Raw genomic sequence first — 17,219 nt, forward strand, 5'->3', positions numbered from 1 at the left:
CCAACGAGCTCGTGACCGTGGGCGGGGGCGCCCCAAGGCGGGGCGCCGCCCAGGGGGACCTCGGAATCGTCGAGCACGGCTGCGTCGCGTCCCGCGACGGAGTCGTCGTGTTCGTGGGGGATGAGCGCGATTACCGGCGCCAGGTCCGGCTCGAGAGGAGCGGCGTCGAGATCGACGCAACCGGCCGCACCGTCCTGCCGGGCTTCGTCGATCCGCATACCCACCTGCCGTTCGCCGGCAGCCGCGAGCGCGAGTTCTCGCTGCGTCTGCAGGGCGCGCGCTACGAGGCGATCGCGGCGCAGGGGGGCGGAATCCTGTCCACCGTCGAGGCCACGCGGCGGACTTCGTACGACGCTCTCGTCGATCTCGGAAAGACACGCCTGAACCGCATGCTCCTGCACGGCACGACCACGGTCGAAGCCAAGAGCGGCTACGGCCTGACGCTGGACGACGAGCTCAAGCAGCTGCGGGTGCTGAAGGCGCTCGACGGCATCCACCCGGTCGATATCGTGCCGACGTTCCTGGGGGCCCACGCGGTGCCGAAGGAGTACAGGAGCGACCGCGACGCCTACGTGCGCGAGATCATCGATCGGATGATCCCGGAGGTGGCGCGTCAGAGCCTCGCCCGCTTCTGCGACGTCTTCGTCGAGGAGATCGCCTTCACCTCCGGGGAAGCGGAGGCGATCCTCACGGCTGCGGCGAAGTGCGGGCTCGGTCTGCGGGTGCATGCCGACCAGCTGTCCGATTCGGGCGGGGCCCACCTGGCGGCGCGTCTTCGGGCCGCCTCCGCCGACCACCTCGAGCACGCGGGCGAGGCGGGGATCCGCGCCCTCGCGGGCTCGTCCACCGCGGCCGTCCTCCTCCCCGGCGCCGCCTTCTTCCTGCGCGTGCCCGGCTCGGGTCTCGGCCGCAGGCTGGTGGATGCCCAGGTGCCGGTGGCGGTGGCGACCGATTTCAACCCGGGGACCTGCCCGACGGAAGCGATGCCGGCGATCCTGCCGCTCGCCTGTCTGAACTTCGGTCTGTCGGCGGCCGAGGCGATCGTGGCGGCGACGCTGAACGCGGCCTACGCTCTTGGATTGGCGCAGACAGCCGGGAGCCTGGAGGTCGGGAAGACGGCCGACGCGCAGGTTCTGGATGTCCCGAACCACCTCCATCTGGTCTACCATTTCGGGGTGAACCACTGCCGCACCGTCGTGAAGAACGGGCGGGTGGTGGTCGAGGACGGCGCGATCGCGGGCGGAGCGACGGGCACCCCTGCCGGGAACGCCGCGATGGACAAGACTTCCGGCGGATTCCGACCTTGACAGCCCGGGGACAGGACCGTAAATTTCCATGCCGACGGCGGGTCGGGCACTGGCCAGATGGCTCGCGCGTCTGGTGCATCGGTTGCGAGGAGACGGAGCGATGTTGTCCAGAATGACGCTGGAGCAGTTCACGGAGGCGCTCGCCGCCGCGACGCCGACGCCGGGTGGCGGCAGCGCCTCGGCCCAGGCGGGAGCGATGGCGGCCGCCCTCGTCCAGATGACGTGCGATCTGACGATCGGGCGGGAGGCTTACCGGGCGCACGACGAGGCCGTGCGGGAGATCCGCGCGCGGTCCGAGGGGCTGCGCCGGGATCTCCTGGCTCTGGTCGACCGGGACGCCCAGGCGTACGACGAGGTGGTGCGCGCCCTGCGCCTGCCGAAGACTACCGACGCCGAGAAGCGGGCCCGTTCCGAGGCGCTCGCGCGGGCGAACCTGTTCGCCATCGAGACCCCGCTCGCCACCGCCGACGCCTGCGCCGCGCTCCTGGAGATGGCCGCCGAGCTGGCGAGCAAGGGGAACGTCAACGTCGTCAGCGACGTAGGCACGGCGGCTCTTCTGGCCTACGCCGGCCTGCGCGGCGGCATTCTCACGATCCGCGTCAACCTCAAGGGCGTCGTGGACGGGGCCCGCGCCGGGCAGCTGCGCGAGCGGGTGCGGCGTCTCGAGGTCGAATCCGAGAGACTCCGCGAGGCGGCCCTGACGGCGGCCTACGTCCGCAGCAACGGTCGCTGAGTCACCGTCCGCCGCACGGTCCTGTCCTCCCCTCCTGGCGCATTGGCGTTATGACAATGCCCCATAGTCATTCGAGAGAAAGGACTGACTGCTCAGGGAGTTGTCCGATTGCTGTAAGCGCATTTCTCATCGTAAAACCGTTTCTCATCGCACAAGAATCAAGTTGACAACCCCACCCTCGCACCGTATCAGATAGGCCAACTCTGGATTATTGCCGGTTCCGGCAGAGGCAGCCGTCGCCCGGGAACGGCGGACAGAAGAAGGCTCGAGGGGCAAGTCTTTCTGCTATCAGATGATGATTCAAAGCTGTCTTCGTTGAACAGGCGCCACCGTGACCTGCCGGGCGCCTCTTCCCATTTCGGGAGGTTTTCGATGAACTGCAGTACGTTCCGTAACGGGATCCGTGGCGTCGTCGTCGCGGGCGTGTGCCTTTCGCTGCTGCTTATCGTCCCGGCCGCCATCAACTGGGCGGGCCGCGACGGGCACCAGGTGCAGTCGCAAAGTGCCGCATCACAGGCGGATGCCGCGGCGACCCAGAGATGGTTCCGCATGCATCCCCGCATGACGGCCCAACCCCGTCCGGGCGGCTTGACGCCGTTCGGTCGCGATTTCAAGGCGGACCCGCGAGGCAACGCGCGCGGTCTCGTCGCTACGACCGTCGGCTATCTCGATCTGAAGAACCCGTCCGCGGTGCTCGACCGGCTGCCGGCCGAATTCAAGGGCGCGGGACCGGGATTCCGGAACCATCCCAAGGGCAGCCTGCAGGACGGCGTGAACATCATCCAGATCGACGAGGCGTCCGTGAAGAGCCAGGGCTACGGCCAGATCGCCTCCGAGGTGGGCCGCTACGGCCGCATCCTGGGACAGGTCCCGGACCGCGGCATTCTGGTGAAGGGAACGGCCGGGCAGCTGGCGCGCCTCGCCGCGCAGTCGTTCGTCGAGGGGACGGCGGCGTATCGCGCGGCGTTCAAGCTCGATCCCGCGATCGGGCAGATGCCCCTGATCCAGGCGAGCCGTGCCAAGAGCACCGTCCTGGACCTGCAGGTGAAGCTGTGGAACGGAGAGGACGCCCAGGAGGCCAAGGGTCGCCTGGCGCATCTGGTGGGTGATGCGAACGTCAGCGACTACAGCATGGACGGGCACCTGCTGCGCGTGAAGGCGTCCCGGGCCGACCTTGCGAAACTGGCGGGCGACGACGCCGTCGAATTCCTCACCGAGGTGCCGGAGTACATCCTGACCAACTCCGAGGTGCCGACGATCATCATGATCGGCAACACGGAGGAGAGCTACAACATCTCGCGGCCGTTCCAGGATATCGGGATCGACGGCGGCGGCAGCGGCGCGCTGCTGTGCACGCAGGCCCCGGCCAGGACCTGCGCCACGAACAACGACTGCACCAACAACACCCAGTGCGTTGCGGCCGGCAACCCGACGGCCTGCTGCACGGGGGCAGGCGCCGGCACCTGCACCGGCCCGGGGCCGGGGGGCGTGTGCACGCTGCAGAAATACAACAACGATACCGCCGCGGTTCCCCCGCAGATCGTGGCGGTGACCGACAACGGTATCTCGACCGATGCCGTGCACTTTTCGCAGACGCTGACGCAGGTCAGCGACCTGACGCACGGGATCGGTCCGGCCCATCGCAAGGTGCACGCGATCCAGAACGTCGAGGACAACGGGACGTCCTGCGACTCCCTGCTCTCGGGGGCCAACACACACGGCAACGTCGTGGCCGGCATCATCGCAGGCGCGCCGGGCGACTTCGGACTGAGCTACTCCAAGGCGGTGGACCCGGCGGACGGTGTGCCGCTGCAGAACATCAGCCTGGACGCCCTGGCGCGGGGCGCGCGCATCATCATGCAGGACGCGGCGCTCCCCAGCCGCTGCATCGCGACCGAGCTGACCGAGGTCGGCGGCAACGTGAACCCCGGCAATCTGCTGGACCGCCTGAACGCGGCGATCTGCCCGAAGAGCGGCGGCACCGGAGCGTGCGCCGGAGTGACGGGCGGCGGCGAGGAGGTCCACCTGCAGGTCCTGCCGTTCGGCGTGCCGAACTGGGACAACGCCCTGAACAACACCGAGAACGGGATGTACAGCCTGGAGGCGCAGCAGATCGACACCTTCCTGGTGAACAACCGGGACTACATGGTGTTCAGCCCGGTTGGAAGCCAGGGCACCGACCCGGGTGATCCGAACACCAACCTCATCTGGCCCGACATGTTCGACGGCACGGCCCTCGACGACGATCCCAACAAGCCACGGGACATGCAGATCCCGCCGCCGGCGACCGCCAAGAACAGCGTCACGGTCGGCGCCACCTTCTCCGACATCTGGACGGTGAACGGCACCCTCAACCAGGAGGAGAACGACTACAACATCACCTCGCACGGCCCGGCCACCGCTGCGTCGCTGCGCACGGCACCCCTTCTGATGACGGTGGGTATCGACGGCACGGGCGTGTTCGCCTACCCGCTGTTCCAGGCGGCGGCGACCAACCGCAGCCATGACAACGACAACGTGGCCCCGGTGGAGAACGAGATCGACGACGGGAACTGGGGGACCTCGTTCTCGGCGGGATTCGCGACGGCGGCCGGTGCCGTGGTCCGCGACTACTTCGCGCAGGGCTTCTACCCGACGGCGACGCGGCAGGCGGGCGACCGCATGCCCAGGGTGTCCGGCAGCCTGGTGCGCGCCGCCCTGGTGGCGAGCGCCAACAGCCTCGACCAGGAGTCCATTTCGAACAGCCAGCAGGCCACGGCCACCGACAAGCTGATCGCCAACAGCCGAGGGGCCGACCTCGGCAGCGTGTCAGGCGTTCCGGTCGGCGTCATGGGCAACAACACACAGGGGTACGGGCGGCCGGTCCTGGACCAGGTCCTGCCGATCACGAACTACCCTTCGACGCGCGGCATCGGCTCGCCTGACACCATCGAGTATCCGGCGGCCGGTCTCCTCGTCTACGACATGCTGGGGACGGGCGAGGCGCCGATCAACAACTCGACGAATATCCTGACCGAGAAATCGTTCGTCGTGGACGGCGTCAACACGGTCGTCCTGGGCGGAACGCGCTTCATCGAGAACGGACAGCTGCGTATCGCCCTCTCCTGGCCCGACCCGCCGAGCACGGTCCTGGGGACGACGGCCAACCTCGGCAGCGGCGCCCTGGTCAACGACCTCGACCTCGAGGTCGAGTCTCCCGGTCCGGACAACAACATCGCGACCACTGGCGACAACATCGTCTACGACGGCAACGTCTATGTCCAGGGCCAGCCGATTCTCTTCGGTCAGTGGTCGAAAGGACACCCTGTGTCGCAGGCGTCTGTGCACGACAAATACAACACCATCGAGGCGGTGCACCTGGCCACCCTGCAGAACCGGTTCCTGCCGAACTCCGGCAACCAGATCCCGACCGGGACCTGGAAAGTCCGCGTGAAGCGGGGCGCGGGCGGGTTCATTGCCGGGCAGATCACGGCGATCAACGGCACCCCGGATGGCCACAATGAAGACACCAACGGCAACGGCCGGCTGGATACGGGAGAGGACACGGACGGCGACGGCCTCCTGGACGCTGGCGGACAGCCGTTCGCGCTGGTGATCGCAGGTCCGGTGCTCGGGACGGCCGGCCAGACGCAGAATTGGAACGGCTCGTCGCACTCCCTGCCGGGGAGCACCGTGCGCCTCGACAAGTACCAGTACTCCTGCTCCGACAGCCTGACGGCCACGATCCTGGATCCCCTCGCCGCGTCGGTGAGCGGCAATGTCGTCTTCCAGGTGGTGAACGCGGCCGGCACCGTGCTGGACGAGGAGAAAGGGATCGCCTTCACGGAAACCTACAGCACCAGCCACGACTTCCGCTCGGCGCCGCTGCCGACGAGGCTGGGGTCGCCTGCGGTGAAGTACAACGGGGTGATCGAGGGGGACAACGGGCAATCCGTGTTCATCCGGTACACCACCTCGCCGCGCAACGCCGAAGCGAGCGCCCGCTTCCAGTGCACCCCGAACATCATCCAGGGAGCGATCGACATCAACGGGCGTACCAACCAGCCGTCGTTCATCGGCGGCGGCTGCGACGGCGACCAGTACCTGGACGCGAACGAGCGGGTGACCTACTCGATCGCCATCCAGAACTTCGAGCGGGCCGACGACCTGAACGACGTCGTGGCCACCCTGACGCCATCCGGCCCCGGGGCGGGTGCCATCCGGGTCCTGGACTCGCCGAAGGGCATCGGGCGGATCCCCGGGGGCCAGAGGACGGGGATCACGTTCTCCCTGTTCGTCGACCCGACGGCGGCCAACGCACTCTCGGTGGCGAACCGCAAGGTCGACCTGGTCCTTTCGCTCGACGGAAACGCCCGCGGCGTGCGGATCTCGCGCACGACCTACACGTTCAACAACGTCATCAACGCCGACAGCGAGACGCTGCACTATTCAACCGACTTCCCGGGCGGCGGCCGCGAGGTGCGCGACTTCAACCGCAATCTCCAGATCGATGCGGCCGACAAGATCGATCCCTTCAAGGGGCTGTTCTTCCCCGACGAGGACATCACCTTCTCGAGCATGTTCGTGGTCGGGACCGCGAGCGGCAAGGTGAGCAACACGCTCGGTGAAGACCTGAACGACAACAACGTTCTCGACGCGGGAGAGGACACCATCCCGAACGGGCGGCTGGACCGCGGCATCCTGGCATCGGCGACCGGTCCGACCCTCCATGTGGACAAGGTGCCGTGGGACTTCGATTACAACGACGGCGGCTGGGTCCCGTTCCGCTCCAGCTTCAGCAAGCGGGGCAACGCCAGCCCGAATCCGCTGTGGGAATATAAGGGAGGCGGAGTGTGCAGCAGCCTCAGCACGACGCCCGGCAAGCAGTGTTTCGCGGTCGCCGACTGCCCGGGCGGGACCTGTAACTTCCACACCGGCGTCTGCGGCTTCCAGACGGCCCGCTTCGACACGGGCCAGACCGGCGTCCCCTGGTTCCAGAACGGCGGCGCCGGCATCTGGCACACGGGCGACGGCGACCTGACGACTCCGCTGTCCAACACGAACACGTGCGACAACTACACGATTCCGACCGATCTATCGACGCCCAATTTCGAGGAAATCATCTTCGACCTCCTGGAGTCGCCGATCGTCGCGAAGGTGAACCAGGTCAACGACGCACGCGGCTTCCCCTATACCGTGGAGTTCCAGCGCCTCGGATTCAACCTGAATATCCAGACGTATTACTACGCCGGTGGTGGCGTCGATCTGGACAACGACATCGACAGCGACCAGCGGAACTGTCTCATCTGCTCGTATTTCTACGGATCTGTCCGGTTCGAGGACATCTACGAGCTGGCGCAATTCAATCAGTACCAGAACCCCATCGATCCGCTCTTTGGAAATCCGAGGACCTTCGGGCCGCTGACCGATCCGGACGGATCGTTCGCCCAGAACAAGACGATCACCGGAGACGAGACCGGCTTCACCGGGTTCACGCAGAACACCAACCCGGACAGCACGAGCCCGATCCCTCTCGGCGGAGCCGACTTCACCCCGTTCCCGCGTCCGTTAGCGCCGGCGATCGGGGCGCCGGGCTGCACCTGCAACATCGACCCCAACCAGGCGTGCTGCCAGAAGAACACGGATGCCGGCCCCGCCCGCAGCTTCGACATGAGCCTGCTCGAGTACGAGGACGGCGTCATTCAGATGAGCCTCGGCAAGGGACAGTTCGAGCCCACCGGTTCCTTCTCGCCCGGCCCGGCCAAGAACCGCTGGCAGATCGGCATGGGGTTCATCGTCCAGGAGAACGCCGGCGGCTTCGCCGACTATGGGATCGGTTTCGACGACCTGGTCCTGGAGTGGGACGAGGTGCACCCCGTCGACGAGGGGGCCTTCGTGCCGGCCCACACCCCCGCCTGCAACCGCTTCGGCACGCCCGGGAACCCGGCGGGCCAGCAGTGCGCCACGCTGGTGGTCGACCGGCTGAACCTTTACGAGTGCAACGACACCGTGGAGGTGACGGTGGACGACCCGCGCCGCTCCGGCCTGACGAGCGTGCCGGTGTTCGGCGTGACCGACTCCGACAACATCGAAGTGCAGACCGGAGTGGTCGCGGCGAAGCACCCGCGCAAGTCGTTCAGTCTTCCGGCCGTGCCGGGGAGCCCGGGCCTGTTCAGAGGCAACGTCACGCTCGGCGCCCTGTTCGACAACTCCAACCTGCTGTTCACCGGCTTCAGCGACTCGAACATGACGTTCTACTACCTGGACCCCGAGTGCGACGGCGACGGCGACGGCACCGCGGGGGAGGACTCCTTCGGCGACCTCGACAACGATCATATCGTCCCCTCGTCCGACAACTGCCCGTTCGAATACAACCCCGGCCAGGAGGACGGCATCTGCTCCGGCGGCCCCACGCCCGGGTTGCCCTGCTCGACGTCCGCGGTGTGCGGCGCGGGGACCTGCATGATCGACGGAGACAACATCGGCACGCTGTGCGACAACTGTCCGGGAGTGTCCAATCCCACGCAGAAGGATTCGGACGCGGACGGAGTCGGCGACGCCTGCGATTTCGACGACATCGACTTCGACGGCATCGTGAACTCGATCGACAACTGCCCCGACGTCTACAACCCGGCGCAGGTGCCGGCGGGCGGGTCCTCGACCCGCGGGGCGGCGTGCAACGGCAACACCGACACCGACGGCGACGGCGTCCAGGATCGCCTCGACAACTGCGTGCGAACGGCGAACATCGGACAGGTCGACCACGACTTGGACACCATCGGCGACGCCTGCGACGGCGACTGCCTGAACCCCCGCCCCTCGAACCTGGCGGTCGGCTCGTGCAACCTGATCAGCGAGACCTTCTGCACGGCCGACACCAACGCCGCGTGCCCCGTGGGACAGACCTGCTGCCCGCAGGTCGGCCACTGCAGCATCAGCACGAGCATCCTGTGCACGGCCGGCGCCACGCAGTGCACGGGGAGCCAGACCTGCGATGGTCTCGCTTCGCAGACCTGCCAGAAGCAGGGACTGGTCAATGACGGCTCCTGCGGCACGGTGCAGGACGACGCCGACGGCGACGGAGTGCCGGACAACGTCGACGACTGCCCCAACAGGGCGAACCCGGCGATCATCCCGGGAACGTTCCGGCAGCTCGACACCGATCAGGACGGCCGCGGCGATATCTGCGACCCGCCCCAGACACTGGACGACGACAACAACGGCATCCCGGACGACGCGGTCTCCTTCACCACCACCGTCTCCTGCAGGAGGGTGCCTCTGCCTCAGCTGGTCGTCCTGCCGCTTACCCCCAGAGACCTCAACGGCGACCACGACATCTTCGCGGACGCCGGCGAAGTCGTGCGGATGGGCGTCGAGGTCACCAACAACAGCGCCATTGCCGTGAGCGGCGTCACCCTCATCCTCGGCACCTCCGACTCCGACATCTCGTGCGTCACCAAGGGGACGATCCTGATCCCGTCCATCCCGGCCGGTGGCAAGGTGAACACCGTCACCGATCCGGGCATCAACACGCCGCCGGGAGCCGGTGAGTTCGAGTTCATCGTGTCTCCGACGGCCAGCACGACGGACGGGACCAATCCGGCGAAGGGAGACTTCTTCGTCACCCTGACGAGCAACGAGGCGGTGGGCCTCGGAGGGAAGTCGACCTTCTCCATCCTCCTCGATATCGACGCCCCGACCGCCGGTCTGCCCGCCAGGGTGAACGGACCGGATAACATCCCGGGCAACGCAGATGACGGGACCATCAAGGAGACGTTCGACCTCGATCGCGACCACGACGGCCTGTTCACCATCGACAGCCGCTGCGAGGTCGTCACCCAGGCGGGGGATACCGACCCGACCGGTCCGACGTACTGCAACCTGAACTCGACGGGGGTGAAGAACGACACGATCGGCGTGTGGGTCGGCACGGCCCCGGGCGGCCTCAACGTGCTCTCCGCCGTCGGCTGCGCCGGATTCAACGTTCCGCCCGACGACCCGGCGTGCGAAATCGATCCGGACAACGACATGGACTGGCACATCCACTGCCCGCCCGGGCCCTTCCAGGCTGCCTGCCCGAATCTGTCGCAGCATCAGACGCCGGTGAACGACGCCCAGTCCTTCGCCGGGGACAACTCGCTGCACTGGGGCTACCATCTGGACCTTGCGAACAAGCTGTTGGACACTACGCGCTTCCGCCAGATGGCGGCGTTCATGACGAACCCGATCAACCTGACGCCGCTGCCGATTCCCGGCCGGATCCCACCGGATCTCGAGCTGTCGTTCTACCATATCGCCGCGATGATGGATAACAACTGGTACAACCTGCCTCCGGGCTACGCGAACGACTACGGCGACGTGCAGATCCAGACCGACAGGAACCAGAACCCGGGGATCGACGACTGGAGCCCGTGGGACAAGCTCGCGCCGTTCCAGAACGTGTACGACCACATCCCTTACCTCTGGTCCCAGTTCGGAGGGGGGCTGTCCTATTGCGACCTGACGCCGACCGATACCGGCACGGCGCCGCCGGCTCCGCGCGGCGTGCACGAGACCATGTGCTACCCGAGCGGCATCTGGTCGAGCTGCGGCAACCCGCGCGACCAGACGACCACGTTCCAGTGTCAGAACGGCACTCCGGGGAACCAGGCGCCTTCCTCCGGCAGCCTGTGGGTGCAGACGAAGTTCAGTCTGGCCAGCTTCCTCGGCCAGCGGGTGCGAATTCGCTGGATCGCGATGTCCTGGGAGTTCGATAACACCGACTCGTCGTACGACGAGGTCGGCTCCTGGATCGGGACGCAGGGAGACGAAGGGTGGTACGTGGACGACATCGTCATCACCGGCGCCCTGCAGGCGCAGGCACCCCCCCTGGCCGACGTCAAGACACCGGCCAACGGGGTCTGCCCGACCAAGGCCTGCGACGCGACGCAGGGGGACAGCGGCTTCAACCTCAGCCTGAACCTGGCCCAGGCGGTGGAGGACAACATCGTAGTGTTGGGCGAGAAGGTTGTGGTCTCGGCGGCCAACACGACGAACCCCGGCGGCTGCATCGGCGGCGGCGCGCAGTTCCGCTTCTTCAAGAACAACCTCCTGGTGCAGGACTGGTCGGAGATCCCGACGTTCACGGACAACCCGACGATCGATGCGTCGTACCGCGTTCAGGTGCGCTGCAGCATCGACACGACCTGCACCTCGAGCGCCACGGCCTCAGGGGTGAACAGCCGGTCGATCCAGGTGTTCTCGGGAGACGGCGCCGACATCCCTCTGTCGGTGACCTACAACCGCACGGTCGTCCCGCCGCTCACGACGTTGAGCTGGCCGGCGAGAGTGCAGCCACCGTCCCTGTCGGGCTTCGACGTCTTCACCGGCAACAGGGTGGACGACGGCTTATCATCGACGCAGTTGTTGCCGGACAACAACCTGTCGACCCTGACACCCCTGGGGCCGGGCTTCTGCAATCTGGCGAACGGGGCGCCCGGGAGCACGGTGACGGCGACGTCGACCGTCGATCCACAGATGAATACGGTGTTCTACTACCTCGTCGGCCACAACCCGGTGGTCGCGGGCGGCCAGGCGGCTCTCGGGAGGCGGGGTGACGGAACGCTCAGGCCGCTCGCCCCGGTCTGTCCGTAGGGTAACGAACTCCTGTCCCGCCGGGGACAGGGACTGAAACTACAGGGGGCCCCGATCGGGGCCCCCTTTTTTTCCTGGAATCGATCGACTCGGTCGCGAACGGCGCCGCGCAGCGCTTAAAAGAGCGGGGCGCTCAGCGACTCGTCGAGGCTCCACTTGTAGGTGTACACCGGGGTCTCGATCGGGACGGTGTAGCGGACCTGGATGTCGATCCGCGTCGAGCTCCGGTTCACGATGACGTCCTTGGCGCCGACGGGGAGCTCGAGCTCCCGGGCCTTGAGCAGTATGGCGTGCTTGACCACCTCGTCGTCGTGGCGCGGGAGCGCCGCGAAGCGGGCCTGCTCTTCGATCGAGTCGCGGAACTCGTAGACGTTGATCAGGATCGGCACGATCTTCACTCCAAGGTAGATGAAGACCGCCAGGACCACGATGCCGAAGAGTGTCCCGAGTCGTCCCTCGCCCCGTTCATCCCGCAGAAACACGGCGGATGCCCCCTTTCGCGGCGTCGAGCGTTGCCTCCAGGCCAATATAGGAACCGGCGCGCGCTCTTGCAAGGACACGATTACGGTTCTGTGATCGAACGCGGGCGGGTGAAGGTGTTTCGGGTTGTCAGCGGATCAGACGGCCGCTGCGGTCCCAGCGTGTCCCGGTGAAGAAGGCACCGGCGCTCGTCAGGAGGCGGGAGGCCTTGGTCGGGGAGGGGTGCCGGCCGGCGGCCCGGACGCCGTCGCGATCGGCGCGCACGAAGGACCAGTAGATCAGGAGCCCCCGGCCGATGATGTGATCGCGCGGGACGAGACCCCACTCACGGCTGTCCAGGCTGTTGTCGCGGTTGTCGCCCATGACGAAATACTGGCCTTCGGGAATCGTGAGCGGGCCGAAGTTGTCGAGCTCGGGCGGGACCGAGCCGGGATCCTTGTGGTTGCTGTACGGCTCGATGATCGGCACGTAGCCTTCCTGGCCCGGCTTCTGGATGTAGACGACGCGGTCGACGATCTTCACCGTCTCGCCCGGAAGCGCGATGGCGCGCTTGACGTAATCCTGGGTCTCGTCGTGCGGGTAGCGGAACACGATGACGTCCCCCCGGCGCACCTCGGCGAGCGGCATGAAGGCGCGCTCGAGCGGGGAGGCCAGGGAGGCGAGGGCGAACTTGTTCACCAGGATGTAGTCCCCGACCAGGAGGGTGTCCTCCATGGACGGGCTGGGGATGGTGAACGGCTGGACGAGGAAGGTCCGGACGAACAGCGCGAAGATGATGGCGACGAGCCCCGCCTGCGTGTACTCGAAGAAGAACCGTCTGGGCTTCAATGAAATCGTCATCATCCGACCCCGGATAGAGTATGCAGCGATCGACCGCCGGTTTCCATGTGGAAATGCCCGTGCGGCGCCGGCTCTAGTCGACCTTGAGCAGCGCCAGGAAGGCCTCCTGGGGGATGTCCACGCGCCCGACCTTCTTCATCCGCTTCTTCCCTTCCTTTTGTTTCTCGAGAAGCTTGCGCTTGCGCGTGATGTCGCCGCCGTAGCACTTCGCCAGGACGTTCTTGCGCATGGCCGCGACGTTCTCACGGGCGACGATCTTGCTGCCGATCGCCGCCTGGATGGCCACCTCGAACAGCTGCCGCGGGATCACCTGCCGCAGCTTCTGGACCAGGGCGCGCCCTTTCTGGGGGGCGCGCTCCTTGTGCACGATGAGCGACAGGGCGTCCACCGGCTCTCCGTTGACCAGGATGTCGAGCTTCACGAGGTCCGACTCCCACCAGCCGGTGTGGTGGTAATCCAACGAGGCGTAGCCGCGCGACAACGTCTTGAGCCGGTCGTAGAAATCGAGCACGACCTCGTTGAACGGCAGGTCGTAGGTGATCAGCACGCGGTTCGTGGTGACGTACTTCAGCTCCTTCTGGACGCCCCTCTTGTCCTGGCACAGCGCCAGGATTCCGCCGACGTGCTCGGGCGGCGTCAGGATGAGGGCGGTGATCACCGGCTCCTCCCAGCGTTCGATTCTCTGAGGCGGCGGGAGCTTGGCCGGGTTGCTCACCTCCAGCTCCTGGCCGTCGGTCGTGGTGACGCGGTAGCGCACCGAGGGCGCGGTCGTGATCAGCTCCATCCCGAAGTGGCGCTCCAGCCGCGCCTGCACGATCTCCATGTGCAGGAGCCCGAGGAAGCCGCAGCGGTAGCCGAACCCGAGCGCCTCGCTGGTCTCCGGCTCCACCGTGAAGGACGAATCATTGAGCCGCAGCTTGTCGAGCGTATCGCGGAGATTCTCGTAGCTCGACTCGCCGATCGGGAACAGACCGGCGAACACCATCGGGCGCATCTCCTGGAAGCCGGGGAACGCCGCGTCGGTGGGATGGCGGGCGTCGGTGACCGTGTCGCCGATCTTCACCTCGGCCGAGTTCCGGATGTTGGCTATCAGGACGCCGACCTCGCCGACCGACAGCGATTCGGCCGGCGTCATCTTGGGTGTCAGGAGACCCAGCTCCTCCAGGTCGTAGTCGCGCCCCGTCGCCATCAGCCGGATGCGCATCTTGCGCTTGAGCGTCCCGTCGATGACGCGCGCCAGGATGACGACACCGCGGTAGGGGTCGAACCACGAGTCGAACACCAGCGCCTTCGCCGGCCTCTGCGGATCCCCCGCCGGCGGCGGGACCTCCCGCACCACCGCCTCCAGGATCTCGCGCACGCCCGTCCCCTCCTTGGCGGAAGCGAGAATGGCGTGCTGCGCGGAGAGACCGATGATGTTCTCGATCTGGTCCTTGACCTTGTCCGGCTCGGCCGAGGGCAGATCGATCTTGTTGATCACCGGCAGGACCGTCAGGTGGTGATCGACCGCCATGTACGAGTTGGCGAGGGTCTGCGCCTCGACTCCCTGCGAGGCGTCCACCACCAGCACGGCCCCCTCGCAGGCCGACAGGGAGCGCGACACCTCGTAGGCGAAGTCGACGTGCCCCGGAGTGTCGATGAGGTTCACGCGGTAGGTGTTCCCGTCCGCCGCGCGGTATTCGAGCGCCACAGCGTGCGCCTTGATGGTGATGCCGCGCTCGCGCTCCAGGTCCATGCCGTCCAGGACCTGGTCCGACATCTCCCGCTGCGTCAAGGCGCCCGTCAGCTCGAGAATGCGATCCGACAGGGTGGTCTTGCCGTGGTCGATGTGGGCGATGATGCAGAAGTTCCGGATGAGCCGTGGGTCCATCGTTTCGGCCAGGTTCCTAGAACTCGAGCCCGGGATCGGCGTTGACCGCGAGGTCGGCGATCTCGCCGCGCAGCAGGAGCCGCCTGCCGACCTCGGCGATCATGGCGGCGTTATCGGAGGCGAGCGACGGGCTGACGGCGTAGCTCTCGAGCCCCGCCTTCCGGGCCTCCTCCGCGACGCGGGACCTCAGGAGAGAATTGCACGCCACACCCCCCGACAGGCCGATCGAAAGCGCCCTCTCGCGGATCGCGACCGTCATCACGCGCTTCACCATGAACTCCACCACCGCGGACTGGAACGAGGCCAGCAGATCGCGCGTCTCCTGGTCCGGCTCGCCGGCTGGAAAGGGGCGGTCGAGCCCGCGGGCCCGGGCGTGGCGCAGCACCGCGGTCTTGAAGCCGCTGAACGAGAAATCGAGGCTGCCGTCGCTCATCTTCGGGGGGGACAGCGGGACCGACAGGCGGTCTCCCGTTTTGGCCAGGCGATCGACGACCGGTCCGCCCGGGTAGCCGAGACCGACGAGCTTGGCGACCTTGTCGAACGCCTCACCCGAGGCGTCATCGCGGGTGCGCGCCAGGCGCACGACGCTCTCCTCGTCGACGGACAGGTACAGCGCCGTGTGTCCTCCCGAGGCGATGAGGCTGATTGCGGGGAAGGGCGCTTCCGGATGCTCCAGCCAGACCGAGCGCAGGTGCCCCTCGAGGTGGTTGACCGCCAGCAGCGGAAGGCGACGCACGTAGGCGATCCCCTTGGCCGCCTGCAGGCCGACCAGGAGCGACCCGACCAGACCGGGGCCGCGGGTGACCGCCACGGCGTCGAGGTCGTCCAGGGAGAGCCCCGCGCGCCGGAGCGCAAGGTCGATGACCGCGTCGATCCGCTCGAGGTGGTGGCGCGAGGCCAGCTCCGGGACGACGCCTCCGTACTCGCGATGGATGTCGGCCTGCGAGGCGATGACGTTCGACAGGATGACGCGTCCCCGCAGGACCGCCGCCGCGGTCTCGTCGCAGGAGGTCTCGATTCCGAGGATCAGGGGGTTCGCGACGGACGTCACGCCGGCCGTCACCGCCCGGCCGGGCGGAGGGAGGGCGCCCCGGACGTCGCGGCGGACCCGCAGATCGCCAGGAGACCCGGCTCGTAGGGCGGGCGCACGACACCCCGCTCGGTGATGATGGCGGCGATCAGTCGATGAGGCGTGACGTCGAAGGCCGGATGGATCACCGGCACCCCTTCCGGGACAATACGCCGGCCGGCGATGTGCTCGACCTCGTGCGCCGCCCGCTCTTCGATCGGGATATCGGCCCCCGTGGCCGCCCCCGCGTCGATGGTCGTGGTCGGGGCCGCGACGTAGAACGGCACGCCGTGCGCCTGGGCCAGAACCGCCACCTGGTACGTTCCGATCTTGTTGGCCGTGTCGCCATTCCGCGCGATGCGGTCGGCGCCGACCAGGCAGAGATCGATCTCCGTCTTCTGGAACAGGTGCCCCGCCATCCCGTCGGTCAGAACGGTGACCGGGATGCCGTCGCGGTGCAGCTCCCAGGCCGTGAGGCGCGCGCCCTGCAGGAACGGCCGCGTCTCGTCGGCATAGACCGCCACCTTCTTGCCGGACTCGACGGCCGACCGGACGACTCCAAGCGCCGTGCCGTAGCCGGCCGTCGCCAGAGCGCCGGCGTTGCAATGGGTCAGAACGCGGCACACATCCGGCAGGAGAGTCGCTCCGTGCCGGCCCATGGCGCGGTTCGCCTCGATGTCCTCACGCCGGATCGCGATCGCTTCCTCCCGCAGGACGGCGGCGAGGCGCGGGAAAGGATCGGCGACGTGCTCCATGAAACGGCGCCGCATCCTGTCGACCGCCCAGAACAGGTTCACCGCCGTGGGCCGGGTCGATTCCAGGAGCCGCGCGACGATCTCGAACCGGGCGCGGCGGTCGTCCGCGGGCGCGTCGCCCGCCCTCCCGATGCCGAGCGCGATCCCCATCGCCGCGGCCACGCCGATGGCCGGCGCGCCGCGGATCACCATGTCCCGGATGGCCGCGGCCACCTCTTCGGCGGTCCGGAGCGTGAGATAGATCTCCTGCTCGGGGAGACGGCGCTGATCGAGCATGACGACGCCGTCGTCCGTCCACTCGATGGTGCTGAACATAGGGACCTCATGTTACTGGAAACGCCCACCGGGGCGCAATTGACGCCGAATCGGCCAATATTCAGCGCGGACAATGGCAGACTCGCCGCAACAGGCATGCAGGGGCATGCCGGTCGCCAAGGGGTCGGGATACGTTGAGTCGGCCGTTCAAAACTCGTTGACAGGACAGCAACTTGAACGTATCTCAACGCGAAAAGGTGCAATTCTGGACGAGTGTCTTATGACGCCCGAACGCAGC

Annotated in this window: 8 protein-coding genes; 3 read left to right on the top strand and 5 right to left on the bottom strand. The window is 67.2% G+C overall.

The window, feature by feature from the left end; all coding sequences use genetic code 11:
• The first annotated feature begins 17 nt into the window (after nucleotides 1-17).
• The 3 genes from hutI (at nucleotide 18) to VEW47_05210 (ending at nucleotide 11,652) form a co-directional block, all read left to right on the top strand.
• Complete coding sequence (gene hutI, locus VEW47_05200) at nucleotides 18-1,307, top strand: imidazolonepropionase (protein ID HYS04571.1); 1,290 nt, start codon at nucleotides 18-20, stop codon at nucleotides 1,305-1,307.
• Nucleotides 1,308-1,407: 100 nt separating this feature from the next.
• Nucleotides 1,408-2,040, top strand: coding sequence for a cyclodeaminase/cyclohydrolase family protein (locus VEW47_05205; GenBank protein ID HYS04572.1), 633 nt, complete (start codon nucleotides 1,408-1,410; stop codon nucleotides 2,038-2,040).
• 372 nt (nucleotides 2,041-2,412) lie between these two features.
• Nucleotides 2,413-11,652: a thrombospondin type 3 repeat-containing protein gene (locus tag VEW47_05210; GenBank protein ID HYS04573.1), complete on the top strand. Its 9,240-nt coding sequence runs from the start codon at nucleotides 2,413-2,415 to the stop codon at nucleotides 11,650-11,652.
• Nucleotides 11,653-11,768: 116 nt separating this feature from the next.
• Here VEW47_05210 and VEW47_05215 read toward each other — a convergent pair whose 3' ends face one another.
• The 5 genes from VEW47_05215 to mtnA form a co-directional block, all read right to left on the bottom strand.
• On the bottom strand, nucleotides 11,769-12,134 hold the full coding sequence (locus VEW47_05215; protein HYS04574.1) for a hypothetical protein: 366 nt from the start codon (nucleotides 12,132-12,134) through the stop codon (nucleotides 11,769-11,771).
• A 127-nt stretch (nucleotides 12,135-12,261) separates the two neighbouring features.
• Nucleotides 12,262-12,960, bottom strand: coding sequence for a signal peptidase I (gene lepB, locus VEW47_05220; protein HYS04575.1), 699 nt, complete (start codon nucleotides 12,958-12,960; stop codon nucleotides 12,262-12,264).
• An 85-nt stretch (nucleotides 12,961-13,045) separates the two neighbouring features.
• Nucleotides 13,046-14,842, bottom strand: coding sequence for a translation elongation factor 4 (gene lepA, locus VEW47_05225; GenBank protein ID HYS04576.1), 1,797 nt, complete (start codon nucleotides 14,840-14,842; stop codon nucleotides 13,046-13,048).
• 16 nt (nucleotides 14,843-14,858) lie between these two features.
• Nucleotides 14,859-15,893 carry a tRNA (adenosine(37)-N6)-threonylcarbamoyltransferase complex transferase subunit TsaD gene (tsaD, locus tag VEW47_05230; protein HYS04577.1) on the bottom strand — a complete coding sequence of 345 codons (1,035 nt, stop codon included), beginning with the start codon at nucleotides 15,891-15,893 and terminating at the stop codon, nucleotides 14,859-14,861.
• 8 nt (nucleotides 15,894-15,901) lie between these two features.
• Nucleotides 15,902-16,981 carry an S-methyl-5-thioribose-1-phosphate isomerase gene (gene mtnA, locus VEW47_05235; protein ID HYS04578.1) on the bottom strand — a complete coding sequence of 360 codons (1,080 nt, stop codon included), beginning with the start codon at nucleotides 16,979-16,981 and terminating at the stop codon, nucleotides 15,902-15,904.
• Nucleotides 16,982-17,219: the final 238 nt, after the last annotated feature.

The sequence above is a fragment of the Candidatus Dormiibacterota bacterium genome, from assembly GCA_035635555.1.
Classification (GTDB): Bacteria; Acidobacteriota; Polarisedimenticolia; order Gp22-AA2; family Gp22-AA2; genus Gp22-AA3.

Excerpts from the sequence above, each read along its gene's own strand:
- VEW47_05205 (HYS04572.1), top strand. The coding sequence starts at position 1,408 with ATGTTGTCCAGAATGACGCTGGAGCAGTTCACGGAGGCGCTCGCCGCC.
- VEW47_05210 (HYS04573.1), top strand. The coding sequence starts at position 2,413 with ATGAACTGCAGTACGTTCCGTAACGGGATCCGTGGCGTCGTCGTCGCG.
- lepA (HYS04576.1), bottom strand. The coding sequence starts at position 14,842 with ATGGACCCACGGCTCATCCGGAACTTCTGCATCATCGCCCACATCGAC.
- mtnA (HYS04578.1), bottom strand. The coding sequence starts at position 16,981 with ATGTTCAGCACCATCGAGTGGACGGACGACGGCGTCGTCATGCTCGAT.